The following is a 24,296-nucleotide window of genomic DNA, read 5'->3' on the forward strand; positions in this document are numbered from 1 at the left end:
GGCTGGCCGGCGCGCTGGTTCGTTTCATCCCCGATATTCGGGTCACAATTGCCGAGGTGGGGGCGGCCCCGGGCGATGCTTGCCGGCCGGAGGGTTGGCCTCCGCGCCGGCGAGCAAAAATTTGAAAATCAGGCCGCGCCTTTGACGCTGACGCCCTTTTCGACCAGGAAGTCCTGCAATTCGCCGGCCTGGAACATTTCGCGCACGATGTCGCAACCGCCGACGAATTCGCCCTTCACATAGAGCTGCGGGATGGTCGGCCAGTTGGAATAATCCTTGATGCCCTGGCGCAATTCTGCCGAGTCGAGCACGTTCACGCCTTTGTAGTCGGCCCCGATGTAATCGAGGATCTGCACCACCTGGCCGGAGAAGCCGCATTGCGGGAAGCCGGGTGTGCCCTTCATGAAAAGCACGACGTCGTTGCTCTTCACTTCATTGTCGATGTAGTCGTTGATGCCGGTCATGGACAATCCTTTCACGCCTGTGGGAGTCAGGCTCGAAGCATGTCCTTCAAATAAACCCATAGGTTGGCTGAAACAAGACGTTAGCCGCGACGCCGGCCCGATGGCGCAAGGGATAACGCGATTTTGGGCTAAGCCTGAGCGGCGACGGCGCTCAGTCGGGAATGCTGGTCTGCAGCGCCAGCGCGTGCAGCACGCCGCCCATATTGCCCTTCAACGCGTTGTAGACCATCTGGTGCTGCTGCACGCGGCTCTTGCCCCGGAAACTCTCGGCAACGACCTCGGCTGCGTAATGGTCGCCGTCGCCGGCCAGATCGCGGATCGTCACCTGGGCGTCCGGAATGCCTTCCTTGATCAGTTTTTCGATGTCGTGGGCATTCATTGCCATGGCAAAATCCTGTTTCATGCGGGCACGTAGTGTGACTCGGGTGAGCCTAAAGCCTTTCTGGCCCGGATTGAAGCCGTTCCATCGGCGGTAGGGACTTAGGCGTTATCCCGGCTGGAATGAACCACGCCGTCTTCGGTGATGTCATCGCGCGTCGAATAGGCGCGGCCGAGGCTGAAGACCAGAACGTAGAGCGGGATGTTGATCAACAGGATGACGATCGGAAGGTAGCTCGTCATCTGCCATGCGGGTGAGAAGAAGGGCTGACCGTAGCCGTCGCAGGTCAAGGATGAGCCATATTCCCAAACCGCCCCGATCACCACGGCGACGACGAAGAGCTTGATGCAGGTCGCGATGTGCCTTGCTCGCGCCGGCTCCGGGGAGAGCCTGTTCCAGAGCACCAGGCAGACGACGGGAACCGCATAGATCAGGTTCTGGACGACGATCATTGGCAGCGTGCCGTTGGCCGCGGCGAGGAATTGCGCGCGGGTTTCCAGCAGTGGACAGACCTCGCTCGAGGTTGTCGACAGCAGGAACAGGACGAACGGCCCGAGAAACCAGAAGAAGAACAGCGACGGCCAGAAGACGACTGCGATCAGCGCCCTGGCAGTTAACCTTGTCAACTGGCCTGATCCATGAAGCGCGGGAACCAGCCCTCATGGGCGGCCTTCAGCTCACTGACCAGGATCGACCGCGCCTCGCCAAGCTTCAATTCACGTCCGCCGGTGGTGCCGATCCAGGGCGCGAAGATGCCGAGCATGCCTTGCTCCTCGCGGATCCTGTCCCATTCGCCGCTTTGCGGGTCGATCGACAGTGTCAGCAGATAGCGGCCCTGATCCTCGCCAAACCAGACCGGGATTGGATCGGTGCCGGTAAGGCCAGGAATCGTGGCGCCGATGCCGGAGGCCATCGCCATTTCGGCGAGCGCCACTGCCAGGCCGCCGTCGGAGACGTCGTGGGCGGCGGTGACGATGCCGGAAGCGATCAGCGCGCGCACATGATCGCCGACGCGCTTCTCATGGTCGAGGTCGACGGGCGGTGGCGGACCGTCGACGCGGCCGTGGACGTCGCGCATATAGACGGACTGGCCGAGATGGCTGCCCCAGCTCGGCGGCGCGCCGACCAGCACGATCATCTGGCCCTCGGCGGCAAAGCCGATACGGGCCATCTTCGACCAGTCGGCGATGAGGCCGACGCCGCCGATGGTCGGCGTCGGCAGGATGCCGCGGCCATTGGTTTCGTTGTAGAGCGAGACATTGCCAGAGACGATCGGGAAGCCGAGCGCGCGGCAGGCATCGCCGATGCCTTTTACGGCGCCGACGAACTGGCCCATGATCTCGGGCCGCTCCGGATTGCCGAAATTGAGGTTGTCGGTGGCCGCAAGCGGCAAGGCGCCGGTGGCGGTGAGGTTGCGCCAGCACTCGGCCACGGCCTGCTTGCCGCCTTCGTAAGGGTCGGCCTCGCAATAGCGCGGCGTGACGTCGGAGGAGAAGGCCAGCGCCTTGGTCGGATGACCTTCGACGCGCACCACGCCGGCATCGCCGCCGGGAAGCTGCAGCGAATTGCCCTGGATCAGCGTGTCGTACTGCTCCCACACCCAGCGGCGCGAGGAGAGGTCCGGCCCGCCGAGCATTTTCAGCAAAGCATCGGCGACGTCGGCCTTCGGCGCATCGTTGGCGGCAAGCGGCGCGGGCTTCTTCGCCTCGACCCAGGGGCGATCATATTCCGGCGCCTGGTCGCCCAGCTCCTTGATCGGCAAATCGGCGACCTCGTCGCCCTGATGAAGGACACGGAAGCGCAGATCGTCGGTGGTCTTGCCGACAATGGCGAAGTCGAGGCCCCATTTGCGGAAGATCGCCTCGGCTTCCTCTTCCTTCTCGGGGCGCAGCACCATCAGCATGCGCTCCTGGCTTTCCGACAGCATCATCTCATAGGCGCTCATGCGCTCCTCGCGCACCGGCACCTTGTCGAGGTCGAGCTCGATGCCGAGATCGCCCTTGGCGCCCATCTCGACGGCCGAGCAGGTGAGGCCGGCCGCACCCATGTCCTGGATGGCGATGACGGCGCCCGACGCCATCAGCTCGAGGCAGGCTTCCAGCAGGCATTTCTCGGTGAAGGGATCGCCGACCTGCACGGTCGGGCGCTTCTCCTCGATCTTGTCGTCGAATTCGGCCGAAGCCATGGTGGCGCCGCCGACGCCGTCGCGTCCGGTCTTGGCGCCGAGATAGACGACCGGCAGGCCGACGCCCTTGGCCTGCGACAGGAAGATGGCGTTGGTCTTGGCGAGGCCCGCCGCGAAGGCATTGACCAGGATGTTGCCGTTGTAGCGGGCGTCGAAATTGACCTCGCCGCCGACCGTCGGCACGCCGAAGGAATTGCCGTAGCCGCCGACGCCGGAAACGACGCCGGCAACGAGATGCCGGGTTTTCGGATGGTCCGGCGCACCGAAGCGCAGCGCGTTCATCGCCGCAACCGGCCTGGCACCCATGGTGAAGACGTCGCGCAGGATGCCGCCGACGCCGGTCGCGGCACCCTGATAAGGTTCGATGTAGGAGGGGTGGTTGTGGCTCTCCATCTTGAAGACGACGCAGTCGCCGTCGCCGATATCCACCACGCCGGCATTCTCGCCCGGACCCTGGATCACCTGCGGGCCGCTGGTCGGCAGCGTGCGCAGCCATTTCTTGGAGGACTTGTAGGAGCAGTGCTCGTTCCACATCGCCGAGAAGATGCCGAGCTCGGTGAAACTTGGCTCGCGGCCGACCAGATCGAGGATGCGCTGGTATTCGTCGGGCTTCAGCCCATGCGCGGCGACGAGCTCGGGGGTGATCGGCACGGAATTGGAAATGGTCATGAGCGGCGATTTTTGTCCGTGGGAAAGGGAGGTTCTTTGAGTCTCCTCTTATCGCAAGCTTTCGCGCGATACACCCCCATTGGATGATGAAAAACGCCGGAAAACTGCCTCCGCGGCGATGCACAAGGGTCTGGGGCTTGCCGGCTCGATCAGGAAAAACTGTCGTAGCCGGCACGGCCTTCGTCGAGCAGGCGGCGGATGACGGCGACGCCGCCGGCGACATCCTTGCTTTGCCGGGGCTGCGACACGCCAAAGCGCACGCCGTGGAAGACCTGCTCGGAGCGGCCGGCCTTGAACTCGTCCTCGTCGTCGATGAGCACGCCTTGCGCCAGGCAGGCGTTCTTGAAGGTGCCGGACAGCCACGGGTCCGGCAAGGTCAGCCAGAGGAAGGGCACGTTGTCCCTTGCCTTGATGTCGAACCCGGCCAGCACGTCACGCACGATGGCGAGGCGCGCCTGGATTTCGGCAATGCAGCGCTTGCGGATCTCGCCCGCCTGGCCCGACATCACCAGCCTTGAGCCGACCTCGGCCAGCAGGAAAGGCAGGCCGCCGGTCATCATCTTGTGCGCGACGCGGATGCGATGGCGATAGGCCGGCGGGCAGGAGAGCCAGCCGCCGCGCACGCCGGCGGCGACGGATTTGGACAAGCCGCCGGCGACGATCGTGCGCTCCGGCGCATATTCGGCCAGCAGCGGCGTCGGGTCGTCGGTGAGCTCGCCGTAAAGATCGTCCTCGATCAGCGCCACATTGTACTCGCGTGCGATCCGCGCGATCGCCTGTCGCCGTTCCGCCGAGAGTGTCACCAGGGTCGGGTTCTTCGCGGTCGGCATCAGGAACATCACTTTTGGATGTTTCTGCGCGCAGACGCGCTCGAAATCGTCAGGGTCGATGCCATCGTCGTCGGTCGAAACCAGTGCCGTGCGGCGGCCGATCAGCCCGGCGCTGCGTGCGATCTGCGAATAGGTGAGATGCTCGAAGACCACATAGTCGCCGGGCATGGTAAGTGCTGCGATCGCAGCCATGACCGCGGCGTGGGTGCCCAGCGTCGGCACGATCGAATCGGGCGAGGGACGGAAGGCATTGCGCGCCAGCCAGCGGCTGCCTGCCTCATACCAGCGTTCGGGAAAATCCCGCGTGTAGCTCGAAATGTCGTGCGGATGCTCCTGCGCCGTACGCGCCAGCACGTCGGCAATCACGGCGCCCTGGCCGATATCGGGCGCGGCGGTGCTGTCGAAACGCAGCTTGCCGCTCGGCGCGTCGATGAAGCGCGTGCCTTGCAAGCCTGGCTCGACATCGGATTTCGGGGTCTCGGTACGCTGTCCAAGCACATAGGTGCCGCGCCCGACCTCGCCGCTCACCAGACCGCGTTCGCGCAGCAGCTGATAGGCCCGGCCGATGGTGCCGACCGTCGTGCCGATGTCATAGGCGAGGTCGCGCTGCGGCGGCAGTTTTGCACCGGCATCGATGACGCCCTTGTCGATATCTGACTCAATGCTGTCAGCAAGACGCTGATAGAGCGGACCGGAGCCAGAGGAGAGGTCAGGGAGCCAATTTGTCATGGTGACAATTTTCTATATTGCACCGCGTAATGAGTCAATCCATATCGAACCGGCGATTGGAAAGGTACAATCGAGACAAGGTAGAACGGAAATGGATACAATCGACACAATTCGCTACGCCGGTCGGGCATTTGGCGCGCAGGCCGATCCTCAGAGCCGTCGCGGCTTCATCGGCCGCCTGGTATTTGTGGTCCGTTCCGTCGCCAAACAAATCGATCGCATGCTGCAGCGCCGGCGCGGCCGCCTCGCGCTGATGGAGATGACGGACGATCAGTTGAAGGATATCGGCATCTCGCGCTGCGACGCCCATCGCGAGGGCATCCGGGCGTTCTGGGAATGACGGCCTATCTTCGGCCAGATTCCGTCAGGGTTGCGGATTTTCCCCGCAGCCTGCCGATGCCGTGATCGACAAGCACGGCGAGCACACTCAATGCGATGAACAACGCGGTGACGGCCAGCGCCGAAACGGCGACGCTGCCCGCGCCGTTCTTGGCGACGTCGAGGAACGGGTAGGGCACTTCGCCGGCGAAGGGCGCGCGCAGCAGCGCGTAGGCGAGATAGGCGAGCGGATAGATCATCCACCAGGAGATATCGCGCCAGCGCGCCGTGCCGTCGGCACCGGCTATGAGCCACCACAGCACGAAGACCGGCGGCGTGACGTAGTGGAGCAGGATGTCGCAGAGCAGGAACAAACCCCGCGGTTGCCAGAGCTTCGCCAGGACCGTGGCGTAGACGATGAAAACCAGGGTAATGGCCACCGCCACGCCGGTTCGCATCCGCGGCCCGGCGAAGGCCGGGAACCAGGCATAGCCGGCGGGTGACAGCAGCGAAGCATGTACCATCACCGCCGCGATGTTCGTCAGAATGGTGAAGAAGCTGAAGAGAAAGACGATCGAGCCGAGCAGGCTGCGCCCCGCCGCCATCGACGCAGGAATGGTGATTGCAGCCTGCAGGACGAGCCCGACCAGCCCGACAACCAGTCCCGCGATCTGCAGGAACCGGCCCATGGCAATCTTACGCGGCAGCCGTGCAGGACGGATTACCGGCCTGCCAGCGGGCGACGTCTGAGCCGATGCGGGCGCCGAGCGGCTCATTCATCAGCGGCCCGAACACGTCGACGCGGCTGGAGTTGCCCTGCGCCTGAACGACCAGCAGCGGCTTGCCGCCATAATGCTTGGCGGGCACCAGCAGGAAGCGCGGCGTGCCGCTGTAGGAATTGAGCTCGTTGGCCATCTGATAGGTCTTGAAGGCCGGATCCTTGCTGGCGATCCAGCATTTATGGGCCGCGATGGCGACCTGTTCCATGGCAAGCAGCGAGGCGCTTTTGCCTGACGGAACCGGCATTGTCTTGGGGCTGGACTGGCAGGAAGCCAAGGCGAGCCCGGCCGCCGCCAGGAGAGCAAGGCGCGCAATCGTCAGTCTCATGGTCAGTCCGCCCCCGCGTTCCGATAGGATGTCAAAGGATCAAGCCGCGATGCCGAGCGCGCTCTCGAACAGCGCCCGTCCGTCATTGCCGCCATGCGCGGCCTCGATCAGGTTTTCGGGATGCGGCATCAGGCCGAGCACATTGCCCTTGTCGTTGACGATGCCGGCAATGTCGTTGATCGAGCCGTTGGGATTGGTGCCGTCCGCATAGCGGAACACCACTTGGCCTTCGCCTTCGAGGCGGGCGAGCGTCTCGGCATCGGCGAAGTAGTTGCCGTCGTGATGCGCCACCGGCGAGCGGATGATCTGTCCCGGCTGGTAGCGGCGGGTGAACATGGTGTTGGCGTTGGCGATCTCGAGCTTCACCTGCCGGCAGACGAATTTCAGCGACGCATTGCGCATCAGGGCACCCGGAAGCAGCCCGGCCTCGACCAGGATCTGGAAGCCGTTGCAGACGCCGATGACGGTGACGCCCTTGGCGGCCTTTTCGGCGACAGCCCGCATCACCGGCATGCGCGCCGCGATCGCGCCGCAGCGCAGATAGTCGCCGAAGGAGAAGCCGCCGGGGATGGCGATCAGGTCGACATCGGGGATTTCCGTGTCGGTCTGCCAGACGGTCGCCGGCGCCTGGCCGGAAATCTTGGTCAGCGCCGCGATCATGTCGCGGTCGCGGTTGAGGCCAGGCAGGAGGACGACGGCTGATTTCATTTTGGTTCGAAAGGCCTCTGATTTTCGGCAAGTTCCCGCAAGTCGAGACGGCGGTCTATGCGTTCGAGTCGCTCATCCTGACGGCCAAGAATACCATAGATGTTATGGATATCACTCTGCGTGGCCACCATGTGACCTCGCATCACGTTCAACTCACGCTTGGCTTCGGACACATCCTGGCGAAGTTCGCCGATTTCGTGATGGACCCGTTTCAACAGCTCGAACATCAATTCGTTCGTGGCTTCCGGCATTGTGCCTCCGCTACAACCTCAGGTTATAGCAACACTATAATTCTCAATCACCGTGTTCGCCAGAAGCTTGTCGCACATGGCTTTCAGGTCGGCCTCGGCCTTGGCCTTGTCGGCCCCGGCGAGCTCGATGTCGAACACCTTGCCCTGGCGCACCTGGCCGACGCCGTCGAAGCCCAGTCCGGAGAGCGCGTGCTCGATCGCCTTGCCCTGCGGGTCGAGAACGCCGTTCTTGAGGGTCACGGTGATACGGGCTTTCATCGATGCTCCTGGGCAGACAGTCGTTTAGGAAAAAAGCCTGCCGTGTCCGGCAGGCCCGTCAATATTAGTGCTTCAGGCCTTTGGGCGCCTCGGAAGAGGCAACGAGCACCGGACCCGTCGGGCGCGGCGGCTCGTTCTCGTTGATGATGCCGAGACGGCGGGCAACTTCCTGATACGCCTCGACCAGGCCGCCCATATCGCGGCGGAAGCGGTCCTTGTCGAGCTTGTCCTGGGTGGCGACATCCCACAGCCGGCAGGAATCGGGCGAGATCTCGTCGGCGACGACGATGCGCATCATGTCGCCCTCGAACAGGCGGCCGCATTCGATCTTGAAGTCGACGAGCTGGATGCCGACGCCGAGGAACAGGCCGGACAGGAAGTCGTTGACGCGGATGGCCAGGGCCATGATGTCGTCGATTTCTTGCGGGCTGGCCCAGCCGAAGGCGGTGATGTGCTCTTCCGACACCATCGGGTCGTCGAGCGCGTCGGCCTTGTAGTAGAACTCAATGATCGAGCGCGGCAGCACCGTGCCTTCCTCGATGCCGAGGCGCTTGGACAGCGAGCCGGCGGCGACGTTGCGCACGACGACCTCGAGCGGGATGATCTCGACTTCCTTGATCAGCTGCTCGCGCATGTTGAGCCGGCGGATGAAGTGGGTCGGGATGCCCATCCGGTTCAAGTGGTTGAAGATGTGCTCGGAAATGCGGTTGTTGAGCACGCCCTTGCCATCGACAACTTCGTGCTTCTTCTTGTTGAAGGCGGTGGCATCGTCCTTGAAAAACTGGATCAGCGTCCCCGGCTCAGGTCCTTCATAGAGGATCTTGGCCTTGCCTTCGTAAATGCGGCGGCGATTTTTCATCTGATTTTTCTCTGGATCTGCGGGCAGGCGGCGAGTGACCAGTTCCTGTCCGTCTGCCTAAATTAGTATGGCGAAGGCGGCGTTCAATGCCGGTGTTATCGCAATCGTCTTGTTTGCTCAATCGGCAAATCCCGCGAATCAACCGCTTTCGGGACTGAAATGCCGCAGCGCAGCATGCGACGAAGCATATTGACCGGCCCGCGGCCTTTTGGTTTGTGCTTGCCCAACACACATATACACCGCCAAGCGAATCGGATTGATCGGAGGGACGCCATGAGCAGCATGAAAGACCGCGAAGAGGGTTTTGAGCGCAAATTCGCCTTCGACGAGGAACTTCGCTTCAAGGCTGCGGCACGGCGCAACAAGGCGCTTGGCCTGTGGGCCGCCGAGAAACTGGGCAAATCCGGCGCCGATGCCGAGGCCTATGCCAAGGAAGTGGTGGTCTCCGATATCGAGGAAGCGGGCGACCACGATGTCTTCCGCAAGATCCGCCAGGATTTCGACGCCGCCGGCGTCAACCAGTCCGATCATCAGATCCGTCGCACCATGGATGAGCTGATGGCGCAGGCGATCGAGCAGATCAAGAACACCTGAGGCTGCACGGGCATGATGTCGCCGGAAAACCGCTTCACGCTTTTCCTGGAATTGCTCTGACTGGACCAATCGACCGCCCGGCCAAGCCGGGCGGTTTTTCTTTGCGTTGGCGTGGTTTCCGACCGAAACTGCGGATTGTTAACAAGGAAAGTTCCGATGTCGCTCAAGTCTCGCCTGGCCGCCGACGAAACGCTGTTCACCGCATGGTCGGGCGTGCCGGACGCGCTGACGGTCGAAATCATCGCCAAGCAGGGTTTTGACGCCGTCACCCTCGACATGCAGCATGGCGGCCACCACGAGGACAGCGTGCTGCGTGGCCTGGTGCCGGTGCTGGCCGCCAACAAGCCGGCGCTGGTGCGCATTCCGGTCGGACGCTTCGACATGGCGAGCCGCGCGCTCGATTTCGGCGCCGAGGCGGTGATCGCGCCGATGGTGAACTCCGTGGCCGATGCCAGGCAGTTCGCCGCGGCGATGAAATACCCGCCGCTGGGCGAGCGCTCCTGGGGCCCGACCTATGCCTTCCCGCGCCACGGCAAGGGCGACCATGCCGAATGGTTGCGCGATTCCAACCAGCGCACCATGGCTTTCGCGATGGTCGAGACACGGGCGGCATTCGAGGCGCTGGACGGCATTCTGGACACGCCCGGCATCGACGGCATCTTCGTCGGTCCGTCGGATTTCTCGATCGCCTGGTCGAACGGCACCACCATCAATTCGACGCTGGAAAGCATGATGGAGACGGTCGCGTCGATCGCCGAGCGGACGCGCAAGGCCGGAAAGCATGCCGCGATCTACGTCATCGAACCGGCAATCGCCGGCCGCGTCGTGTCGATGGGCTACCGGCTTTTAGCCATGGGCTCGGATCACACGCTGATCTCGCTTGGCGCCAAGACGCTGCTGAAGAGCATGCGGGATTCCATAGGAAGCTGAACGCGGCCTACGGCTGCTTCAATTCCGTCAGGAACTTGGCGAAGGTCATCGAGCCCTCCGGCCAGGGGCCGAAGCCGGCGTCGTGGTTGAGATGGCCGGCCTCGCCGGCGTCGATGAACAGCGATCCCCAGGCTGCGGCAATGTCCTCGGCGACCTCGAAGGCGCAGAACGGGTCGTTGCGGCTGGCGATCACGATGGACGGAAAGGGCAGGGGATCGCGCGAATAGGGGCCAAAGGTCATCAGATGTTTCGGCCTGATTTCCGGATTGGAGACATCCGGCGGCGCGACGAAGAAGGCGCCGGCAACCGGCTTCTTGAATTGCGGGATGGCCTGCACCGCAGCCGCGACGCCTAGCGAGTGCGCGACGAGAACCACCGGCCGCTCGGCCTCGTTGACGGCGCTCGCAACGCTCGCCGTCCAGTCCTCGCGCACGGGCTTGGTCCATTCCGCCTGCTCGACCCGGCGGGCCGTCGACAGCTTCGACTGCCAGCGGGTCTGCCAGTGCTCGGGACCGGAATTGGTATAGCCCGGCACGATCAGAATATCTGCGTCTTTGACTTTCATGGCGCCGATGTAGCGAGCGTCCTTCTTGGCTGCAACCCTGTCGGAAAATTCGGAGTGATCACAATTGTGAACAACCTGTTCGATTCTTGCTGTCTTGTGTGAACGATCGCAATCGACGATTTGGAAGGAGAAGAAGGAACAATTGCTGGTGGCCAGGAAAATCCCCATGTTGGGATCAGGCGCCGCCCGAACGGAGAGTTTGATGAGCGAACTGCCTTTTGCCGCGACCACCCCGGTCAGCGTTTCGCGTGTCGGGCTGAAGGCGCGCGACGCCGAGAGCCTGGCCGCCTATTACCGCGCCGTTGTCGGCCTGCAGGAACTGAGCCGTGCCGACGGTGCGATCACGCTTGGTGCCGCCAACCGGCCGCTGCTGGTGTTGGAGCCGGATGCTTCGGCCAAGCCTGACGATCCACGCAGCGCCGGGCTTTTCCACACGGCTTTCCTTTTGCCGTCGCGGGCGGATCTCGGCCGCTGGATCAGCCACGCCGCCGCCAACCGCATCGGTATCGAGGGCGCATCAGACCATCTGGTCAGCGAAGCGCTTTATCTGACCGATCCGGAGGGCAACGGCATCGAGATCTATGCCGACCGCCGCCCGCAGGACTGGAAGTGGAACGGCGACAAGATCGCCATGGCGACCGAGCGGCTGAACCTGCCGGCGGTTGTCGGCAGTGTGCCGGCGGACGATGCCGGCTGGCAGGGCGCGCCGGAAAACACCATTGTCGGCCATGTGCATCTGCGCGTCGGCCGGCCGGAAGATGCGGAGGCCTGGTGGCATGACCAGTTCGGCTTCGACACCGTCGCCAAATATGGCGGCCAGGCGGTGTTCCTGTCGTCCGGCCATTACCATCATCACATCGGCGCCAATGCCTGGCAGAGCGCCGGCGCCGGCCGCCGCGATCCGTCCCGCTCGGGCCTCGCCTGGGTCGAGATGCGTTCGGACAATGCGAAGGCCGAGACGAGCCGTGAGGATCCGTGGGGCACGGTGATCAGGACGGTGCCTGGGAAGGCGTAACAGAGGGCTGCGCCTAGCTGGAGCACCCCTCATCCGTCTCGGCGCTGTCGCGCCGATCCACCTTCTCCCACAAGGGGAGAAGGGAAGGCCGCGCCAGCGCTACCGCTAATCGCAAGCGTCGGTGATTTGCGGAGACGTAGTGCCAAACTCCCCCTTCTCCCCCTGTGGGAGAAGGTGGCTTGTCGTGAAACGACAAGACGGATGAGGGGTGTTCCAGCTTGGCGCTGGCGGGCAACTCTTTCCCGACCTTAAGCCTCTCTGAACACCCGCTTGAAGATCGTGTCGACATGCTTGGTGTGGTAGCCGAGGTCGAACTTTTCGCGGATTTCGGCTTCGGGCAGGGCCGCCGTCACGTCCTTGTCGGCAAGCAGTTCCTCGAGGAAATCGGCGCCGTGCTCCCAGACCTTCATGGCGTTGCGCTGCACCAGCCGATAAGCGTCCTCGCGTGACAGGCCGGCCTGGGTCAGCGCCAGGAGCACGCGCTGCGAATGCACCAGCCCGCGGAACTTGTTGAGGTTCTTCTCCATGTTCTCGGGGTAGACGAGCAGCTTGTCGACGACGCCGGTCAGGCGCGCCAGCGCGAAGTCCAGCGTCACCGTCGCATCCGGCCCGATCATGCGCTCGACCGAGGAATGCGAAATGTCGCGCTCGTGCCAGAGCGCCACGTCTTCCATCGCCGGCATGGCGTAGGCGCGCACCATGCGGGCGAGGCCGGTGAGGTTCTCGGTCAGCACCGGGTTGCGCTTGTGCGGCATCGCCGACGAGCCCTTCTGCCCCGGCGAGAAATACTCTTCCGCTTCCAGCACCTCGGTGCGCTGCAGGTGGCGGATCTCGATGGCGAGGCGTTCGACCGACGAGGCGATGACACCGAGCGTCGCAAAGAACATGGCGTGGCGGTCTCGCGGGATGACCTGGGTCGACACCGGCTCCGGCTTCAGCCCGAGCTTTGCAGCCACATGCTCTTCGACATAGGGCTCGATGTTGGCGAAGGTGCCGACGGCGCCGGAAATGGCGCAGGTGGCGATATCCTCGCGCGCGTGCACCAGTCGCTCGCGGCAGCGCGAGAACTCGGCATAGGCCTGCGCTAGCTTGACGCCGAAGGTGGTCGGCTCGGCATGGATGCCGTGGCTGCGGCCAATGGTGACGTTGTCCTTGTGCTCGAAGGCGCGGCGCTTCAGCGCCGCCAGCAGGCCGTCGATGTCGGCAAGCAGGATGTCGCTGGCCCGCGTCAACTGCACGGCAAGGCAAGTGTCGAGCACGTCCGACGACGTCATGCCCTGGTGGATGAAGCGGGCATCCGGTCCGACGAATTCGGCGAGATGGGTCAGGAATGCGATGACGTCATGCTTGGTGACGCGTTCGATCTCGTCGATCTTGGCGACATCGAATTTAGCGGCGCCGCCTTTTTCCCAGATGGTCCTTGCCGCTTCCTTCGGGATGACGCCCAACTCCGCCAGCGCATCGCAGGCGTGCGCCTCGATCTCGAACCAGATGCGGAAGCGGGTTTCGGGCGACCAGATGGCGACCATTTCCGGCCGGGAATAGCGAGGGATCATTCGTTTTTTAAGTCCTGCCTAGATAAGCGCTGGCCGCGTCCTAACAGAGGCGGGCCCGATGCTCAACGTCGCTGCCGCGTAAACCAGATGCTGACCCCGACAAGCGCCGCAAAACCCAGCGGAAAATAGAGCCGAACGCCAAGCACCACGAACTGGTAGAGCGCGGTCAGCATGGTGAAGGCGAATTCGAACGCCCAGGTCAGCGTGAATGCCGGCGCATGCCACTCGGCATAATAGGAGCGATATTGCAGCGCGAACAGGCCGCCGGTGAAGGCGAGCGTTGCCGCCAGAAGCCACACGAATGCCGCGGCGAAGGCTGTTTCCCATTGACGGCCGCGAGAAGCCAGCCTGGCCAGCGTCAACCCAACCGGAAACGCAAGCATTCCGCCAAGAACATAAAGTAGCGCGACGAAACGGATTCTGTCGGGTGTCTCCCAGCCGGCCAGCAGAAGGCTTGCCAGCGCGCTCGCACCCATGGCGGCGCCCCAGAGCAAAGTTCCGACAACAGCCTCGCTTGCCGACGGAACGGCGGCATGCAACCGGTCCGTGACACCGCGGCGCAAGGGAACCTGCTGCAGCGGCGTCATGAGCGGCGAGCTCTGTCGCGCGTCTGGTGACCGGGCAGGCTGGGCGTCATCGGCATGACATCTGTCTCATGGACGTCATGCCTATCACGCCAGGGTGAACGAGACGTGCCGCGCGATGCATCCAATCCGGCGTTCATTTGTTATTGTCGGCCGCCTCGCATCCGAAAGGGCAAATCGCCATCCAGCGGAGAACCAGCATGAACACCAACATCAGCAAGATACGCGGACAAATGGAAGTGATCGGCGCCGACGGCGTCCATATCGGTACCGTCGACAAGGTCGAGGGCGACCGGATCAAGCTGACCAAGGCCGACAGCGGCATGGGCTCGCACAAGGGCCATCACCACTACATTTCGCTTGCGCTTGTCGCGGAGATCGACGGGCAGAAGGTATGGCTCTCCGCGAATTCGGATGTCGCCGTCACCTTCGAGGAAGAGAAATCCGATCCGACCTGATCTTTGTTTTTTGCGCAATTCCGGACGAAATCTTTTCTGGAATTGCGTCAGTCAACGAGAAGACCACACGGGAAACAAGTCGCCGTCGGCGGGTGTCGCGGCGTGGACGCCGCGGCTGATCGCGCGTGCCATGGTCGCGCCGGCCGCCGCGAACAGATCGATCGCGGCATCGGCGCCGAGCTCGATGCCGCTCCTGCCTGTCGCCAGCGCAAACACCAGATCGCCGTCCGCCGGCGTATGCGTCGGCCAGATGGCGCGGGCGAAGCCGTCATGCGCCGAAATCGCCAGCCGCTTGGCCGCGGCCTTGGTGAGCACGGCGTCGGTGGCGATGACGGCGATGGTGGTGCTGCCGGCTTCCTCATGTCCGCCGACACGCCTGTCGCGGTATTTCAGCAGGATCTTCCTGGCGTCTTCGGGCAGTGGATCGGGATAACCCAGTCCGCCGAACTCGTCGCCGATTTCGAAGGGTGCCGCCCAGAAATGGCGGCCGCGGCCGACCGTCACCGAGCCGGTGGGGTTGACGGCGGCAAGCGCGCCGATGGTGACGCCGCTGTCGAGCACGGTCGAGGCCGAACCCAGGCCGCCTTTCAGCCCGAAGGTCAGCGCGCCGGTGCCGGCGCCAGCCGTGCCGATTTGGAAATCCACTGTCGCCGCCTGCACGGCCTCATAGCCGAGCTCGCGATAGGGCGGATAACGGCCCCACTCCTTGTCACCGCCATTGCGCAGGTCGAACAGGATCGCGGCCGGCACGATCGGCACGCGGAAGCCGCCCACCTCGACGCCGATGTTCTCCTCGCGCAGCGCCGCCTGCACGCCGGAGGCGGCGTCGAGGCCGAAGGCGGAGCCGCCGGACAGGACGACGGCATGGATCGTCGCGATCGAATTCTGCGGCTCGAGCAGGTCTGTCTCGCGCGTGCCCGGCGCGCCGCCAAGCACCTGGAAGCCGGCCACGGCAGGCTCATCGCACAGCACAACCGTGACCCCGGATTTCAGCCTGGCGTCGGCGGCGTTGCCGACGCTGAGGCCGGCAACGTCGGTGATCAGGTTGCGCGGCCCGGTGCGGAACATCACTTGTCCTCCAGCGGTACGAAATGCGTGCCGTCGAAGCGGAAGACGCGGAACGGGTTCTGGCCGAGATCGCCCTTTTCATCGAAGCGAATGGTGCCGATCGCGGTGGTGAAATCATGGCCGGTCAGCGCCTGGCCAAGCGGCTGGCCGGAGCTTTCCGCGCCGGTCAGCGCGACCTTGGCAACCTCGACCGCCGCATAGGCCGGCAGCGTGTAGCCGTCCGGCACGACGTTCTTCGCGGCGAAAGCCTGCATCACCTTGGGATCGGCGACCTCCGACCATTCCGGTGGGGCGACCATCAGCGTGCCGACGGCGTAGGGCACATCGCCCGGCGGCGTGCGCAGGTTCTCGCCGCCGGCAAAGGTGATGCCGGCATCGAGCTGCGCGGCATCACGGCCCATGATCGCGATGTCGTCGCCGTCGCCGCCGGCGAACACCTTTGTCGCGCCGGCCTTCTTCAGCCGGCCGACCAGCCCGATCTGGTTGTCGAGCTGCGGCCGGAACGTGTCGACGAAGACGGGTTTCAGCGCCGCCTGCTCGGCCGCGGCGCGAAACGTCTCGGCCATCTCGCGGCCATAGATGGTGCCGTCATCGACGATGGCGAACAGGTCGTCGCGCCAGAGCTGCGTGAGCTTGGCGGCAACCGCATTGCGCTCGTCGTCGCCGCGCGGGCCGAGCCGGTAGACCAGCCAACCGGTCTTGGCGCGCCGATCGGTCAGGCTTTCGGTGCGCACACCGACCGTGATGACCGGGATGTTGGCATCCTTGAGGATCGGCAGCGCGGCCTCGATCGCCTCCGTGCAGAGGAAGCCCACCACGACGTTGACCTTGGCGTCGACGAATCGCCTTGCCGCCGCGGCGCCGCCATCTGCGGTGCAGGCATCGTCGATGGCCTTGATCGAGATGCCGTTCGCCTCGGCCGCCAGACCGGCGCCGACCTCGATTTGCTTGCCGAGGATCGCCGACGGGCCGGAAAGCGGCGCGGCGACGCCGACCAGCGTCTCGGCGTCGGCGCTCGCGGCCAGCGACAGCCAGAGCAGCGCGGCTGATGTCGTCGTGAGAAGACGCATTCGGGCTAAGAGGTCCTCCATGCCGGGGAATACAGTCCCGGCACTATTTCAAGAAATGCCTAAAGGCTGGCTAAGCGCCGCGCAACACGCGAATTTGCGGATTGCAGTCAAGCACTTCGCTCGTGCTATGCAACTTGTGGCGTGCAATATGCCGCCATATATAACGAACTGGTTCCGACAGGTGGATTATCGGGTGCTGAAGATCAATGATATCGGGCCGCAGCACTATCGCGATGCGATGGCGCATTTTGCCGGCCATGTGCATGTGGTGACGACGGACGGGCCCGGCGGCAAAAGAGGCGCGACGGTGATCGCCGCCTGTTCGGTCTCGGACACGCCGCCGACAGTGCTGGTCTGTCTCAACCGCGAAAACGCCAAGAACGAGGCTTTCGTCAAGAACGGCAAGTTCGCGTTGAACACGCTCGCCTCGGACCAGGAAGCCGTCTCGGTCGGCTTTTCCGGCGTAACCGGCCTGCCGGCGGAGGAGCGCTTCGCGCTTGCCGAATGGGATGTGATCTCGACCGGCGCGCCAACGCTGAAGGGCGCCCTTGCCGTGTTCGACTGCGAGATCATCGATGCCAAGGACCTTGCCACCCACCGTGTGCTTTTTGGCAAGGTGACAGGTCTGCGCATCGGCGATAATTTGCGGCCGCTGATCTACCACAACCGCGGCTACCATTTTCTTTGAAACGGCCATTTTCCTGAAACGGATTGGCGGGATCCACGGAGACAAGATGACCGCGCCGCGCCCCGCGCCGAAATCGATCGACGAAACGCTCGATCTTTTGACCGGCGCGGACTATGTCGCCGACCGCTCGCTGGCGACGGTGCTGTTTTTATCGCTGCGCATGAAGCGGCCGCTGTTCCTCGAAGGCGAGGCGGGCGTCGGCAAGACCGAGATCGCCAAGGTGCTGGCCGACGCGCTCGGCCGCCGGCTGATCCGCCTGCAATGCTATGAGGGGCTCGACGTCTCCTCGGCCGTCTATGAGTGGAATTATGCCGCGCAGATGATCGAGATCCGCATGGAGGAGGCGGCAGGCAAGGTCGTGCGCTCCGACATGGAGCGCAACGTCTTTTCCGAGAAATACCTGATCCGCCGTCCGGTGCTCGATGCGCTGACCGGCAAGGCGGGTGCGGCGCCGGTGTTCCTGATCGACGAGCTGGACCGTACGGACGAAGCGTTCGAGGCGTTCCTGCTCGAGATCCTGTCGGATTTCCAGGTGACCGTCCCGGAGCTGGGCACGATCAAGGCGGAAGAGCCGCCGATCGTCATCATCACCACCAACCGCACGCGTGAGATCCATGACGCGCTGAAGCGTCGCTGCCTCTATCATTGGGTCGACTATCCGAACGCCGAGCGCGAGCTGGAGATCGTTCGCCGCAAGGTGCCGCAGGCGAACCGCCGGCTGTCGGCGGAGGTCGTGTCCTTCATCCAGAAGCTGCGCCAGGTCGAGCTGTTCAAGGCGCCCGGTGTCGCCGAAACCATCGATTGGGCCGGCGCGCTGACCGAACTCGACAAGGTGGCGCTCGATCCGGAAACCGTATCCGATACGATCGGCGTGCTTTTGAAATACCAGGACGACATCGCCCGTATCGGCGAGGGCGAGGGCCGGCGCATCCTCAATGAGGTGAAGGCCGAGCTTTCGGCGGCGGAGTAGGCGCGATGCCGTCGCCGCGTCCGGAACCCAGAGAAGCGACGGCGGACGGGCGTATCGCCGACAACATCGTCTATTTCGCCCGAGCGCTGCGCAAGGCCGGCATGCGCGTCGGCCCGGCCTCGGTGAAGGACGCTATCGAAGCGGTGCTCGCCGCAGGCATAGGCTCGCGCGACGATTTCTACTGGACGCTGCATGCGGTGCTCGTCTCGCGGCACGAGGATCATCCCGTCTTCGACGAGGCCTTCCGCCTGTTCTGGAAATCGCGCGAGCTGATCGAGAAATTGCTGGCGATGTTTTCGCCGGTCGCGCCGGACAACGCTGAGAAGCAGAAGCCACGGGCGGCCGAGAATCGCGTCAGCCAGGCGATGTTCGAAGGCCACCAGAAAAACCAGCCGGTCCGGGAAGTGCCGGAAATCGAGGTCGACGCGCGCCTCACTTTTTCCGGCAACGAGGTGCTGCGCGGCAAGGATTTCGCGCAGATGGATGCGGCCGAGATGGCCAAAGCCAAAAAGGCGATCGCGGCCTTGCGCTTGCCATTCGATCTGATCCGCACGCGGCGCTTCAATCCCGACGCTCAGGGGCGCCGCATCGATCCGCGCGCCATGATGCGCTCGGCCGCCCGCACCGGCGGTGAGCTTATCCTGCCAAAATTCCGGTCGCCGCGCGAAGTGCATCCGCCGCTGGTCGTGCTGGCCGACATTTCCGGCTCGATGAGCCAGTACACGCGCATCTTCCTGCATTTCCTGCACGCGTTGACGGAAAAGCGCCGCCGCGTGCATGCTTTCGTCTTCGGCACGCGGCTGACCAATTTGACCCGCCAGATGCGCCATCGCGATCCCGACGAGGCGCTGGCCGAATGCTCGGCGGCGGTGAAGGACTGGTCGGGCGGCACCCGCATCGGCGACACGCTAGCCGAGTTCAACCGGCTGTGGTCGCGGCGCGTGCTCGGGCAGGGCGCCGTGGTGCTTCTCATCACCGATGGGCTCGAGCGCGATGACGTCACCGGCCTCTCGGAGGAGATGGAGCGGCTGCACAAATCCTGCCGGCGGCTGGTCTGGCTCAATCCGCTGTTGCGCTTCGACGGCTTCGAGGCGCGCGCCCGGGGCGTCAAGGCGATGCTGCCGCATGTCGACGAGTTCCGGGCGGTGCACAATCTCGATGCGCTGGCCGATCTTTGCGCCTCGCTCGACCAGCGGCCGGCGGCTTCGGTCGATCCGCGCCACTGGCTGCAAACTGGCGCGAGGCAGGCCGCGTAGCCATATGTCCCGCAGCCATATATTTCTGAGGATGTTCCTCGTGAGGGAAACTAAAGTTTCCGTAGGGAAAACCAAAATTTCCCTCGAAAAACAGACTTTGTGAGAAGCGACGATGGATGAGAGCATTTATCTCGATGAAGCCCGCGATCCCCTGATCATCGCGGAAGGCTGGATGAAGGACGGCAAGGATGTCGCCATCGCGACCGTGGTCGAGACCTGGGGTTCGGCGCCACGTCCGGTCGGCAGCCACCTGGTCATCGACGCCGAGGGGAATTTCCATGGCTCGGTCTCCGGCGGCTGCGTCGAGGGCGCCGTGGTGACCGAGGCGATCGACGTCATCGGCTCGGGCAAGGCCAGGATGCTGGAGTTCGGCGTCGCCGACGAGACCGCCTGGCAGGTCGGCCTTTCCTGCGGCGGCCGCATCAAGGTCTATGTCGAAAGGCTGGGCTGACCATCGTGGATCCGTATGTCCTGAAGACACTCAACGAAGAGCGCCGCGCCCGGCGGGCCGCGGTGCTCGTCACCGACCTTGGCGACGGCCGCGACCGCATCGTGCGCGAGGGCGACCATGTTGCGGGCGATCTCGGGGCGGCAATCGCCAATGCGTTCCGCACCGGCAATTCGCGGTCGGTGGAGGCGGAGGGGCGGAGCTTCTTTCTCAATGCCCATCTGCCGCGCCCGCGCCTCGTGGTGATCGGCGCGGTGCACATCAGCCAGGCGCTGGCGCCGATGGCCAGGATCGCCGGCTATCCCGTCGAGATCATCGACCCGCGCACCGCCTTCGCCACCCCGGAACGCTTTCCCGACGTCGCGCTGCATGCCGAATGGCCGGAAGATGTGCTCAAGCGCGCGCCGCTCGACAGCTACACCGCGCTTGCCGCCGTCACCCACGATCCGAAGATCGACGATTTCGCGCTGAAGGCGGCGCTCGACGCCCGATGCTTCTATGTCGGGGCGCTCGGCAGCCGCAAGACCCACGCCAAGCGCGTCGAACGCCTGCTGGCGCTCGGTGCCGGCGCTGACCAGATCGCCCGCATCCACGCGCCGATCGGTCTCGATATCGGCGCCGCCAGTCCGGCTGAGATCGCCGTCGCCGTGCTTGCGCAGACGATCCACGCCTTCCGCTCGCGCGGTCTCGAAGCAAAAGGCGCCGTGGCGTGAAATTCGGACCGGTTCCGATCGATGAGGCGGAAGGGGCAGTGCTGGCGCACGCGACCGCCGCCGGTGAAAAACGGTTCCGCAAGGCACACCGCCTAAGCCGTGAGGACATCGCGGCGCTCAAAGCCGCGGGCGTGGCCGAAGTCGTCGCCGCGGTGCTTGCCGAGGACGATCTCGGCGAGGATGCCGCCGCAGCGAGGATCGCCGCCGCCATGAGCCACCGCAACATCGAGGTGAAGCCGGCCGCGACCGGACGGGTGAACCTGCATGCAGGGGCCTCCGGCGTCTTTACCGTCGACGCCGGGATGATCGACGCCATCAATGCCGTCGATCCGGCCATCACCATCGCGACGCTGCCGCAGCACGCGCCGGTCGAGAAGGGCCAGATGGTTGCGACGGTGAAGATCATCCCCTTTGCCGTCGCCGCAAGCCTGGTGGATAGCGTGGCGAGGATCTGCGCCGGCCGCGAGATCTTTGCCGTCAATGCCTATCGCCCCATCACTGTCGGCGTCATCCAGACGGTGCTTCCCGGCATCAAGCCGAGCGTGCTCGACAAGACGTTGCGCGTCACCGAGGCGCGGCTGGCGCGCTCCGGCGGCCGGCTGACGGCCGAGCGGCGCACGCCGCATGAGGTTGCGCCCGTGGCGGCGGCCGCGACGGCGCTGGCGCGCGACAACGACATGGTGGTGATCTTCGGGGCATCGGCGATGAGCGACTTCGCCGATGTCGTGCCGGCCGCGATCGAGCGCGCAGGCGGTACCGTCGTTCGCGCGGGCATGCCGGTCGATCCCGGCAACCTGCTGGTGCTCGGAACGCTCGACGGCAAGCGCGTCGTCGGCGCGCCGGGCTGCGCGCGCAGCCCGAAGGAGAACGGCTTCGACTGGGTGCTCGATCGCCTGGTTGCCGGGCTCGAAGTCACCGCGGGCGATATTGCCGGCATGGGCGTCGGCGGGCTGTTGATGGAAATCCCGACCAGGCCGCAGCCGCGCGAGCCGGCGCCGCAGCCGGCAAGATCGGCGCTGAAAGTCGATATCGTGCTTCTGGCTGCCGGCCGTTCGAGCCGCATGGGCGGCCCGAACAAGCTTCTGGCGCTGTTCGACGGCGAGCCGCTGGTGCGGCGCACCGCCGGGCGGGCGCTGGGCTCGAAGGCCGCCGGCACCATTGTCGTCACCGGCCATCAGCGTGAGCGCGTGCGTTCGGCGCTTGGCGGACTCGAGGTGAAACTCGCCGACAATCCGGACTTCGCCGACGGCTTGGCCTCGTCGTTGAAGGCAGGCATTGCGCAGGTCGCGCCCGATGCGGCAGGCGCCATGATCGTGCTTGGCGACATGCCAGGCGTTTCGTCGACAGATCTCGACAGTCTGATCGATGCGTTCCGCCGCTCCGGCGGTCACGCCGTGGTGCGCGCCTCGCACCAGGGCAAGCGCGGCAATCCGGTGCTTTTGCCGAGATCGCTCTTCGCGGCCGTCGCGCAACTCGAGGGCGATACAGGCGCGCGCCACCTGGTCGAGGCCGAGGGGCTCGACGTCATCGATGTCGAGATCGGGCAGGGCGCCTCAATCGATGTCGACACGCGCGAGGCGCTGGAAGGGGCGGGCGGCGTTCTGCAGGATTGACAAAGCCGAGCCGAATTTCGCATGCCTCTCGGCATGTGTTTCCGCTTCCGACGTCTCTTCGCCCTGATCACCGCAACAGCGCTTTCCCTCTCCGCTGCCGAGGGGCAGACGCTGTCGCTGAAGCCGTTCAAGGACGACCTCTTCGCCTATCCGCCAGCGCTCTCGACCGGCGACAATGGCGCCTATACCGTGCTGGACTATCACGAGATGCGCGACATCAACCAGCGCGACGAGGTGCCGGAAAAGCGCGTGCGTGCGCAATACACCGACCCGGGTGTGCGCAAGGTGCAGCAGGACCTCATGCTGAAGACCGATGCCGGCGATATCAGGCATGTCGCGGTCGGCAGGACGGAAGGCGCTTCCATCATCGTGCTCTACCTGCACGGCCAGGGCGGCAGCCGCAAGCAAGGCGTCGACGACTTCACCTTCGGCGGCAATTTCAACCGCATCAAGAACCTGATGGCCGGCAATAATGGGCTCTATCTTTCGCCCGATTTCCCCGATTTCGGCGACAAGGGCGCGGCGCAGGTCGCGGCGCTCATCGATCACTATGCCCAACAATCGCCGGGCGCGAAAATTTTCGTCGCCTGCGGCTCTATGGGCGGCATGATCTGCTGGAAGCTGGCGGATCGAAAGGACACTGGCGGCCGCATCAACGGCCTGCTGCTGCTGGGTTCATTATGGGACGACAGCTTCCTCACCAGCCCGGCCTTCAAGCGCCGCGTCCCGGTGTTCTTCGGCCAAGGCAGCCATGACGTGGTCTTCCCGGTAGAGAAGCAGGAAGCCTTCTTTCGTTCGATCCTGGCCAGGAAGTCCTACCCGACCCGCTTCGTACGCTTCGAGACCGGCACGCACGGCACGCCGATCCGCATGGTCGACTGGCGCGGCACGCTGAACTGGATGCTGACGAAGGCGCCCTGATCAGCGAATCCGTGTTCAAGGGGCAGTGTTGTAGTCGATGATCGTCTGCGGATTCATTTCGCCGTCATAGGATGCATCGACGTCATACTGGACGAGCGAGAAATCGCCGTTGCGGAACAGATAGGTTCCCGATGACGAGGCATCTCCCACGCCGCGCCATTTGTCGGATGTGGTGATGGTTTTGGTGTTGTCGTCATAGTCCGAGTTGGTCGCCCAGCCGCTGGTCTTGAACCCAACGATGTGGATCGACTCGACCTTGCCCTCGCTGTTGTTGTTCTCGTAGCGGATGTCGAGATCCGGCTCGGTGAACTGCAGCTGGGTCACGCCGTTGACGTCATCGGCGATGTAGTAGACTGCCGTCTCGTTGTAGGCGGCCATCGAGCAGAAGAAGCGGAACAGCCGCGTCTCGCGCTCCGGGTCGCTGGGCTGGGCGTCCTTGTCCTTGTAGTGGATGGAATGAGCCTCGGGCTCGCCGATCGGCTTGCCGTCCGGGCTTTGCTTGTCGCACTGGCCGCCATAGGTGGCTAGGAACGCCTTCTTGGCCTGTTCCAGCGCCTCGTCCTTCTTCGGCGGCGGCGGACCGTCGCCGCAGCTTGCCGGCACGGCGCTGTCGAAATCCTCGGTCGACGGCTTCAGCGCGCCCTTGTCGATGAAGATCGGCTGGAAGGGCGGCTCCTGGATCTGCGCGTTGACCTGGCGAAGCGTGTAGCAGCCGGCGAAAACCTTGGCCTCGCCCTTCTTGTCGGTCGCCTGGATGGCGACAGGCACGCTGTAATAGATGCTGCCGGCCGCCCCTTCGTCCGAAACGGCGCCGGTCTTGACGTCGACGCTGTCGGTTCCGTCGTAACCCTTGACAAAGGCGTTGAAGTCCTTAGCCGGCTTTGTATCGCCGAAATAGCCCCACGCGCGGGCGAATTCGTGGCGGTTGATGGCGCTGTAGAGCGAACGGACGACCGCATCGGCTGTTGATCGGTCATCGATATAGGGCGCATCGGCCGCGGCCGCGGACTGCGTGAAGCCGGCCAGTGAGAAAAAGACAGTCGCTGCGAAAGTGGCTCTTTTCATCGAATCCTCCGCTCGGTAACGAAAA

29 protein-coding genes are annotated in these 24,296 nt (G+C 64.3%); 12 read left to right on the forward strand and 17 right to left on the reverse strand.

The genetic code is table 11. From position 1 onward, the window contains the following. Positions 1 to 128: 128 nt before the first annotated feature. The 5 genes from grxD to AC0YKC_RS17930 form a co-directional block, all read right to left on the reverse strand. Positions 129 to 464, reverse strand: a complete 336-nt coding sequence (grxD, locus tag AC0YKC_RS17910; protein ID WP_059185116.1) for a Grx4 family monothiol glutaredoxin — start codon at positions 462 to 464, stop codon at positions 129 to 131. Positions 465 to 615: 151 nt separating this feature from the next. Further along, positions 616 to 849 (reverse strand): BolA family transcriptional regulator, encoded by a 234-nt coding sequence (locus AC0YKC_RS17915; protein WP_320295860.1) that lies wholly within the window; start codon positions 847 to 849, stop codon positions 616 to 618. A gap of 95 nt (positions 850 to 944) precedes the next feature. Beyond that, positions 945 to 1,469: a hypothetical protein gene (locus AC0YKC_RS17920; RefSeq protein ID WP_488512001.1), complete on the reverse strand. Its 525-nt coding sequence runs from the start codon at positions 1,467 to 1,469 to the stop codon at positions 945 to 947. Beyond that, positions 1,466 to 3,697: a phosphoribosylformylglycinamidine synthase subunit PurL gene (gene purL / locus AC0YKC_RS17925; protein WP_488512002.1), complete on the reverse strand. Its 2,232-nt coding sequence runs from the start codon at positions 3,695 to 3,697 to the stop codon at positions 1,466 to 1,468. The genes AC0YKC_RS17920 and purL overlap by 4 nt, the downstream gene beginning before the upstream one ends. A 149-nt stretch (positions 3,698 to 3,846) precedes the next feature. After that, positions 3,847 to 5,256 (reverse strand): aminotransferase-like domain-containing protein, encoded by a 1,410-nt coding sequence (locus tag AC0YKC_RS17930; protein WP_488512003.1) that lies wholly within the window; start codon positions 5,254 to 5,256, stop codon positions 3,847 to 3,849. On the opposite strand from AC0YKC_RS17930, the gene AC0YKC_RS17935 reads away from it, so the two are divergent. Next, positions 5,255 to 5,596, forward strand: a complete 342-nt coding sequence (locus AC0YKC_RS17935) for a DUF1127 domain-containing protein (RefSeq protein ID WP_488512004.1) — start codon at positions 5,255 to 5,257, stop codon at positions 5,594 to 5,596. The genes AC0YKC_RS17930 and AC0YKC_RS17935 overlap by 2 nt on opposite strands. A 4-nt stretch (positions 5,597 to 5,600) precedes the next feature. Here AC0YKC_RS17935 and AC0YKC_RS17940 read toward each other — a convergent pair whose 3' ends face one another. The 6 genes from AC0YKC_RS17940 to purC form a co-directional block, all read right to left on the reverse strand. After that, the gene (locus AC0YKC_RS17940; protein WP_488512005.1) at positions 5,601 to 6,263 is read right to left on the reverse strand and encodes a Pr6Pr family membrane protein; all 663 of its coding nucleotides are present in this window, start codon (positions 6,261 to 6,263) and stop codon (positions 5,601 to 5,603) included. Positions 6,264 to 6,270: 7 nt separating this feature from the next. Next, positions 6,271 to 6,681 carry a hypothetical protein gene (locus tag AC0YKC_RS17945; RefSeq protein ID WP_488512006.1) on the reverse strand — a complete coding sequence of 137 codons (411 nt, stop codon included), beginning with the start codon at positions 6,679 to 6,681 and terminating at the stop codon, positions 6,271 to 6,273. A 39-nt stretch (positions 6,682 to 6,720) separates the two neighbouring features. Next, positions 6,721 to 7,389 carry a phosphoribosylformylglycinamidine synthase subunit PurQ gene (gene purQ, locus AC0YKC_RS17950; protein ID WP_320295854.1) on the reverse strand — a complete coding sequence of 223 codons (669 nt, stop codon included), beginning with the start codon at positions 7,387 to 7,389 and terminating at the stop codon, positions 6,721 to 6,723. Next, entirely contained in the window at positions 7,386 to 7,640 is a 255-nt protein-coding gene (locus AC0YKC_RS17955) for a hypothetical protein (protein ID WP_320295853.1), read from the reverse strand. The genes purQ and AC0YKC_RS17955 overlap by 4 nt, the downstream gene beginning before the upstream one ends. A gap of 18 nt (positions 7,641 to 7,658) precedes the next feature. Further along, positions 7,659 to 7,898 carry a phosphoribosylformylglycinamidine synthase subunit PurS gene (purS, locus tag AC0YKC_RS17960; protein WP_320295852.1) on the reverse strand — a complete coding sequence of 80 codons (240 nt, stop codon included), beginning with the start codon at positions 7,896 to 7,898 and terminating at the stop codon, positions 7,659 to 7,661. Between the two features lie 64 nt (positions 7,899 to 7,962). Next, positions 7,963 to 8,757, reverse strand: coding sequence for a phosphoribosylaminoimidazolesuccinocarboxamide synthase (purC, locus tag AC0YKC_RS17965; RefSeq protein ID WP_040995384.1), 795 nt, complete (start codon positions 8,755 to 8,757; stop codon positions 7,963 to 7,965). Between the two features lie 273 nt (positions 8,758 to 9,030). Here purC and AC0YKC_RS17970 point away from each other — a divergent pair, with 273 nt between their 5' ends. Both AC0YKC_RS17970 and AC0YKC_RS17975 read left to right on the forward strand, forming a co-directional pair. After that, positions 9,031 to 9,351: a DUF1476 domain-containing protein gene (locus AC0YKC_RS17970; RefSeq protein ID WP_320295851.1), complete on the forward strand. Its 321-nt coding sequence runs from the start codon at positions 9,031 to 9,033 to the stop codon at positions 9,349 to 9,351. A gap of 156 nt (positions 9,352 to 9,507) precedes the next feature. Further along, entirely contained in the window at positions 9,508 to 10,281 is a 774-nt protein-coding gene (locus AC0YKC_RS17975) for an HpcH/HpaI aldolase family protein (RefSeq protein WP_488512007.1), read from the forward strand. 7 nt (positions 10,282 to 10,288) lie between these two features. Here AC0YKC_RS17975 and AC0YKC_RS17980 read toward each other — a convergent pair whose 3' ends face one another. Further along, entirely contained in the window at positions 10,289 to 10,846 is a 558-nt protein-coding gene (locus AC0YKC_RS17980) for an RBBP9/YdeN family alpha/beta hydrolase (protein WP_488512008.1), read from the reverse strand. 202 nt (positions 10,847 to 11,048) lie between these two features. Here AC0YKC_RS17980 and AC0YKC_RS17985 point away from each other — a divergent pair, with 202 nt between their 5' ends. Continuing rightward, on the forward strand, positions 11,049 to 11,861 hold the full coding sequence (locus tag AC0YKC_RS17985; RefSeq protein WP_488512009.1) for a VOC family protein: 813 nt from the start codon (positions 11,049 to 11,051) through the stop codon (positions 11,859 to 11,861). Between the two features lie 248 nt (positions 11,862 to 12,109). Here AC0YKC_RS17985 and purB read toward each other — a convergent pair whose 3' ends face one another. Further along, a complete protein-coding gene (purB, locus tag AC0YKC_RS17990) occupies positions 12,110 to 13,417 on the reverse strand; it encodes an adenylosuccinate lyase (protein WP_488512010.1) in 1,308 nt (435 codons plus the stop codon). Positions 13,418 to 13,479: 62 nt separating this feature from the next. Continuing rightward, on the reverse strand, positions 13,480 to 14,004 hold the full coding sequence (locus tag AC0YKC_RS17995; protein ID WP_320295846.1) for a hypothetical protein: 525 nt from the start codon (positions 14,002 to 14,004) through the stop codon (positions 13,480 to 13,482). Between the two features lie 197 nt (positions 14,005 to 14,201). Here AC0YKC_RS17995 and AC0YKC_RS18000 point away from each other — a divergent pair, with 197 nt between their 5' ends. Beyond that, positions 14,202 to 14,459, forward strand: a complete 258-nt coding sequence (locus AC0YKC_RS18000) for a DUF2171 domain-containing protein (RefSeq protein ID WP_488512011.1) — start codon at positions 14,202 to 14,204, stop codon at positions 14,457 to 14,459. Between the two features lie 51 nt (positions 14,460 to 14,510). Here the strand turns inward: AC0YKC_RS18000 and AC0YKC_RS18005 are convergent, their stop codons facing one another. Next, positions 14,511 to 15,527: a P1 family peptidase gene (locus AC0YKC_RS18005; protein ID WP_488512012.1), complete on the reverse strand. Its 1,017-nt coding sequence runs from the start codon at positions 15,525 to 15,527 to the stop codon at positions 14,511 to 14,513. Beyond that, complete coding sequence (locus AC0YKC_RS18010; RefSeq protein ID WP_488512013.1) at positions 15,527 to 16,597, reverse strand: branched-chain amino acid ABC transporter substrate-binding protein; 1,071 nt, start codon at positions 16,595 to 16,597, stop codon at positions 15,527 to 15,529. The genes AC0YKC_RS18005 and AC0YKC_RS18010 overlap by 1 nt, the downstream gene beginning before the upstream one ends. Before the next feature lie 193 nt (positions 16,598 to 16,790). Between AC0YKC_RS18010 and AC0YKC_RS18015 the strand changes: the two genes are divergently transcribed. The 7 genes from AC0YKC_RS18015 to AC0YKC_RS18045 all read left to right on the forward strand — a co-directional run bounded on the left by AC0YKC_RS18015 (position 16,791) and on the right by AC0YKC_RS18045 (position 23,206). Further along, positions 16,791 to 17,285, forward strand: coding sequence for a flavin reductase (locus AC0YKC_RS18015; protein ID WP_140647490.1), 495 nt, complete (start codon positions 16,791 to 16,793; stop codon positions 17,283 to 17,285). A 46-nt stretch (positions 17,286 to 17,331) separates the two neighbouring features. Continuing rightward, positions 17,332 to 18,255 (forward strand): AAA family ATPase, encoded by a 924-nt coding sequence (locus AC0YKC_RS18020; protein WP_041008673.1) that lies wholly within the window; start codon positions 17,332 to 17,334, stop codon positions 18,253 to 18,255. Positions 18,256 to 18,260: 5 nt separating this feature from the next. Then, complete coding sequence (locus tag AC0YKC_RS18025) at positions 18,261 to 19,511, forward strand: vWA domain-containing protein (protein WP_488512014.1); 1,251 nt, start codon at positions 18,261 to 18,263, stop codon at positions 19,509 to 19,511. A gap of 112 nt (positions 19,512 to 19,623) precedes the next feature. Next, positions 19,624 to 19,962, forward strand: a complete 339-nt coding sequence (locus AC0YKC_RS18030; RefSeq protein WP_042644561.1) for an XdhC family protein — start codon at positions 19,624 to 19,626, stop codon at positions 19,960 to 19,962. Positions 19,963 to 19,967: 5 nt separating this feature from the next. Next, a complete protein-coding gene (locus tag AC0YKC_RS18035) occupies positions 19,968 to 20,672 on the forward strand; it encodes an XdhC family protein (RefSeq protein WP_320295840.1) in 705 nt (234 codons plus the stop codon). Next, positions 20,669 to 22,285 (forward strand): NTP transferase domain-containing protein, encoded by a 1,617-nt coding sequence (locus AC0YKC_RS18040; protein ID WP_488512015.1) that lies wholly within the window; start codon positions 20,669 to 20,671, stop codon positions 22,283 to 22,285. The genes AC0YKC_RS18035 and AC0YKC_RS18040 overlap by 4 nt, the downstream gene beginning before the upstream one ends. Positions 22,286 to 22,318: 33 nt before the next feature. Then, positions 22,319 to 23,206, forward strand: coding sequence for an alpha/beta hydrolase (locus tag AC0YKC_RS18045; RefSeq protein ID WP_488512100.1), 888 nt, complete (start codon positions 22,319 to 22,321; stop codon positions 23,204 to 23,206). 15 nt (positions 23,207 to 23,221) lie between these two features. Here the strand turns inward: AC0YKC_RS18045 and AC0YKC_RS18050 are convergent, their stop codons facing one another. Next, positions 23,222 to 24,271 carry a DUF1176 domain-containing protein gene (locus AC0YKC_RS18050; RefSeq protein ID WP_488512016.1) on the reverse strand — a complete coding sequence of 350 codons (1,050 nt, stop codon included), beginning with the start codon at positions 24,269 to 24,271 and terminating at the stop codon, positions 23,222 to 23,224. Positions 24,272 to 24,296 lie beyond the last annotated feature (25 nt).

It is taken from the genome of Mesorhizobium sp. CNPSo 4661, assembly GCF_057784215.1.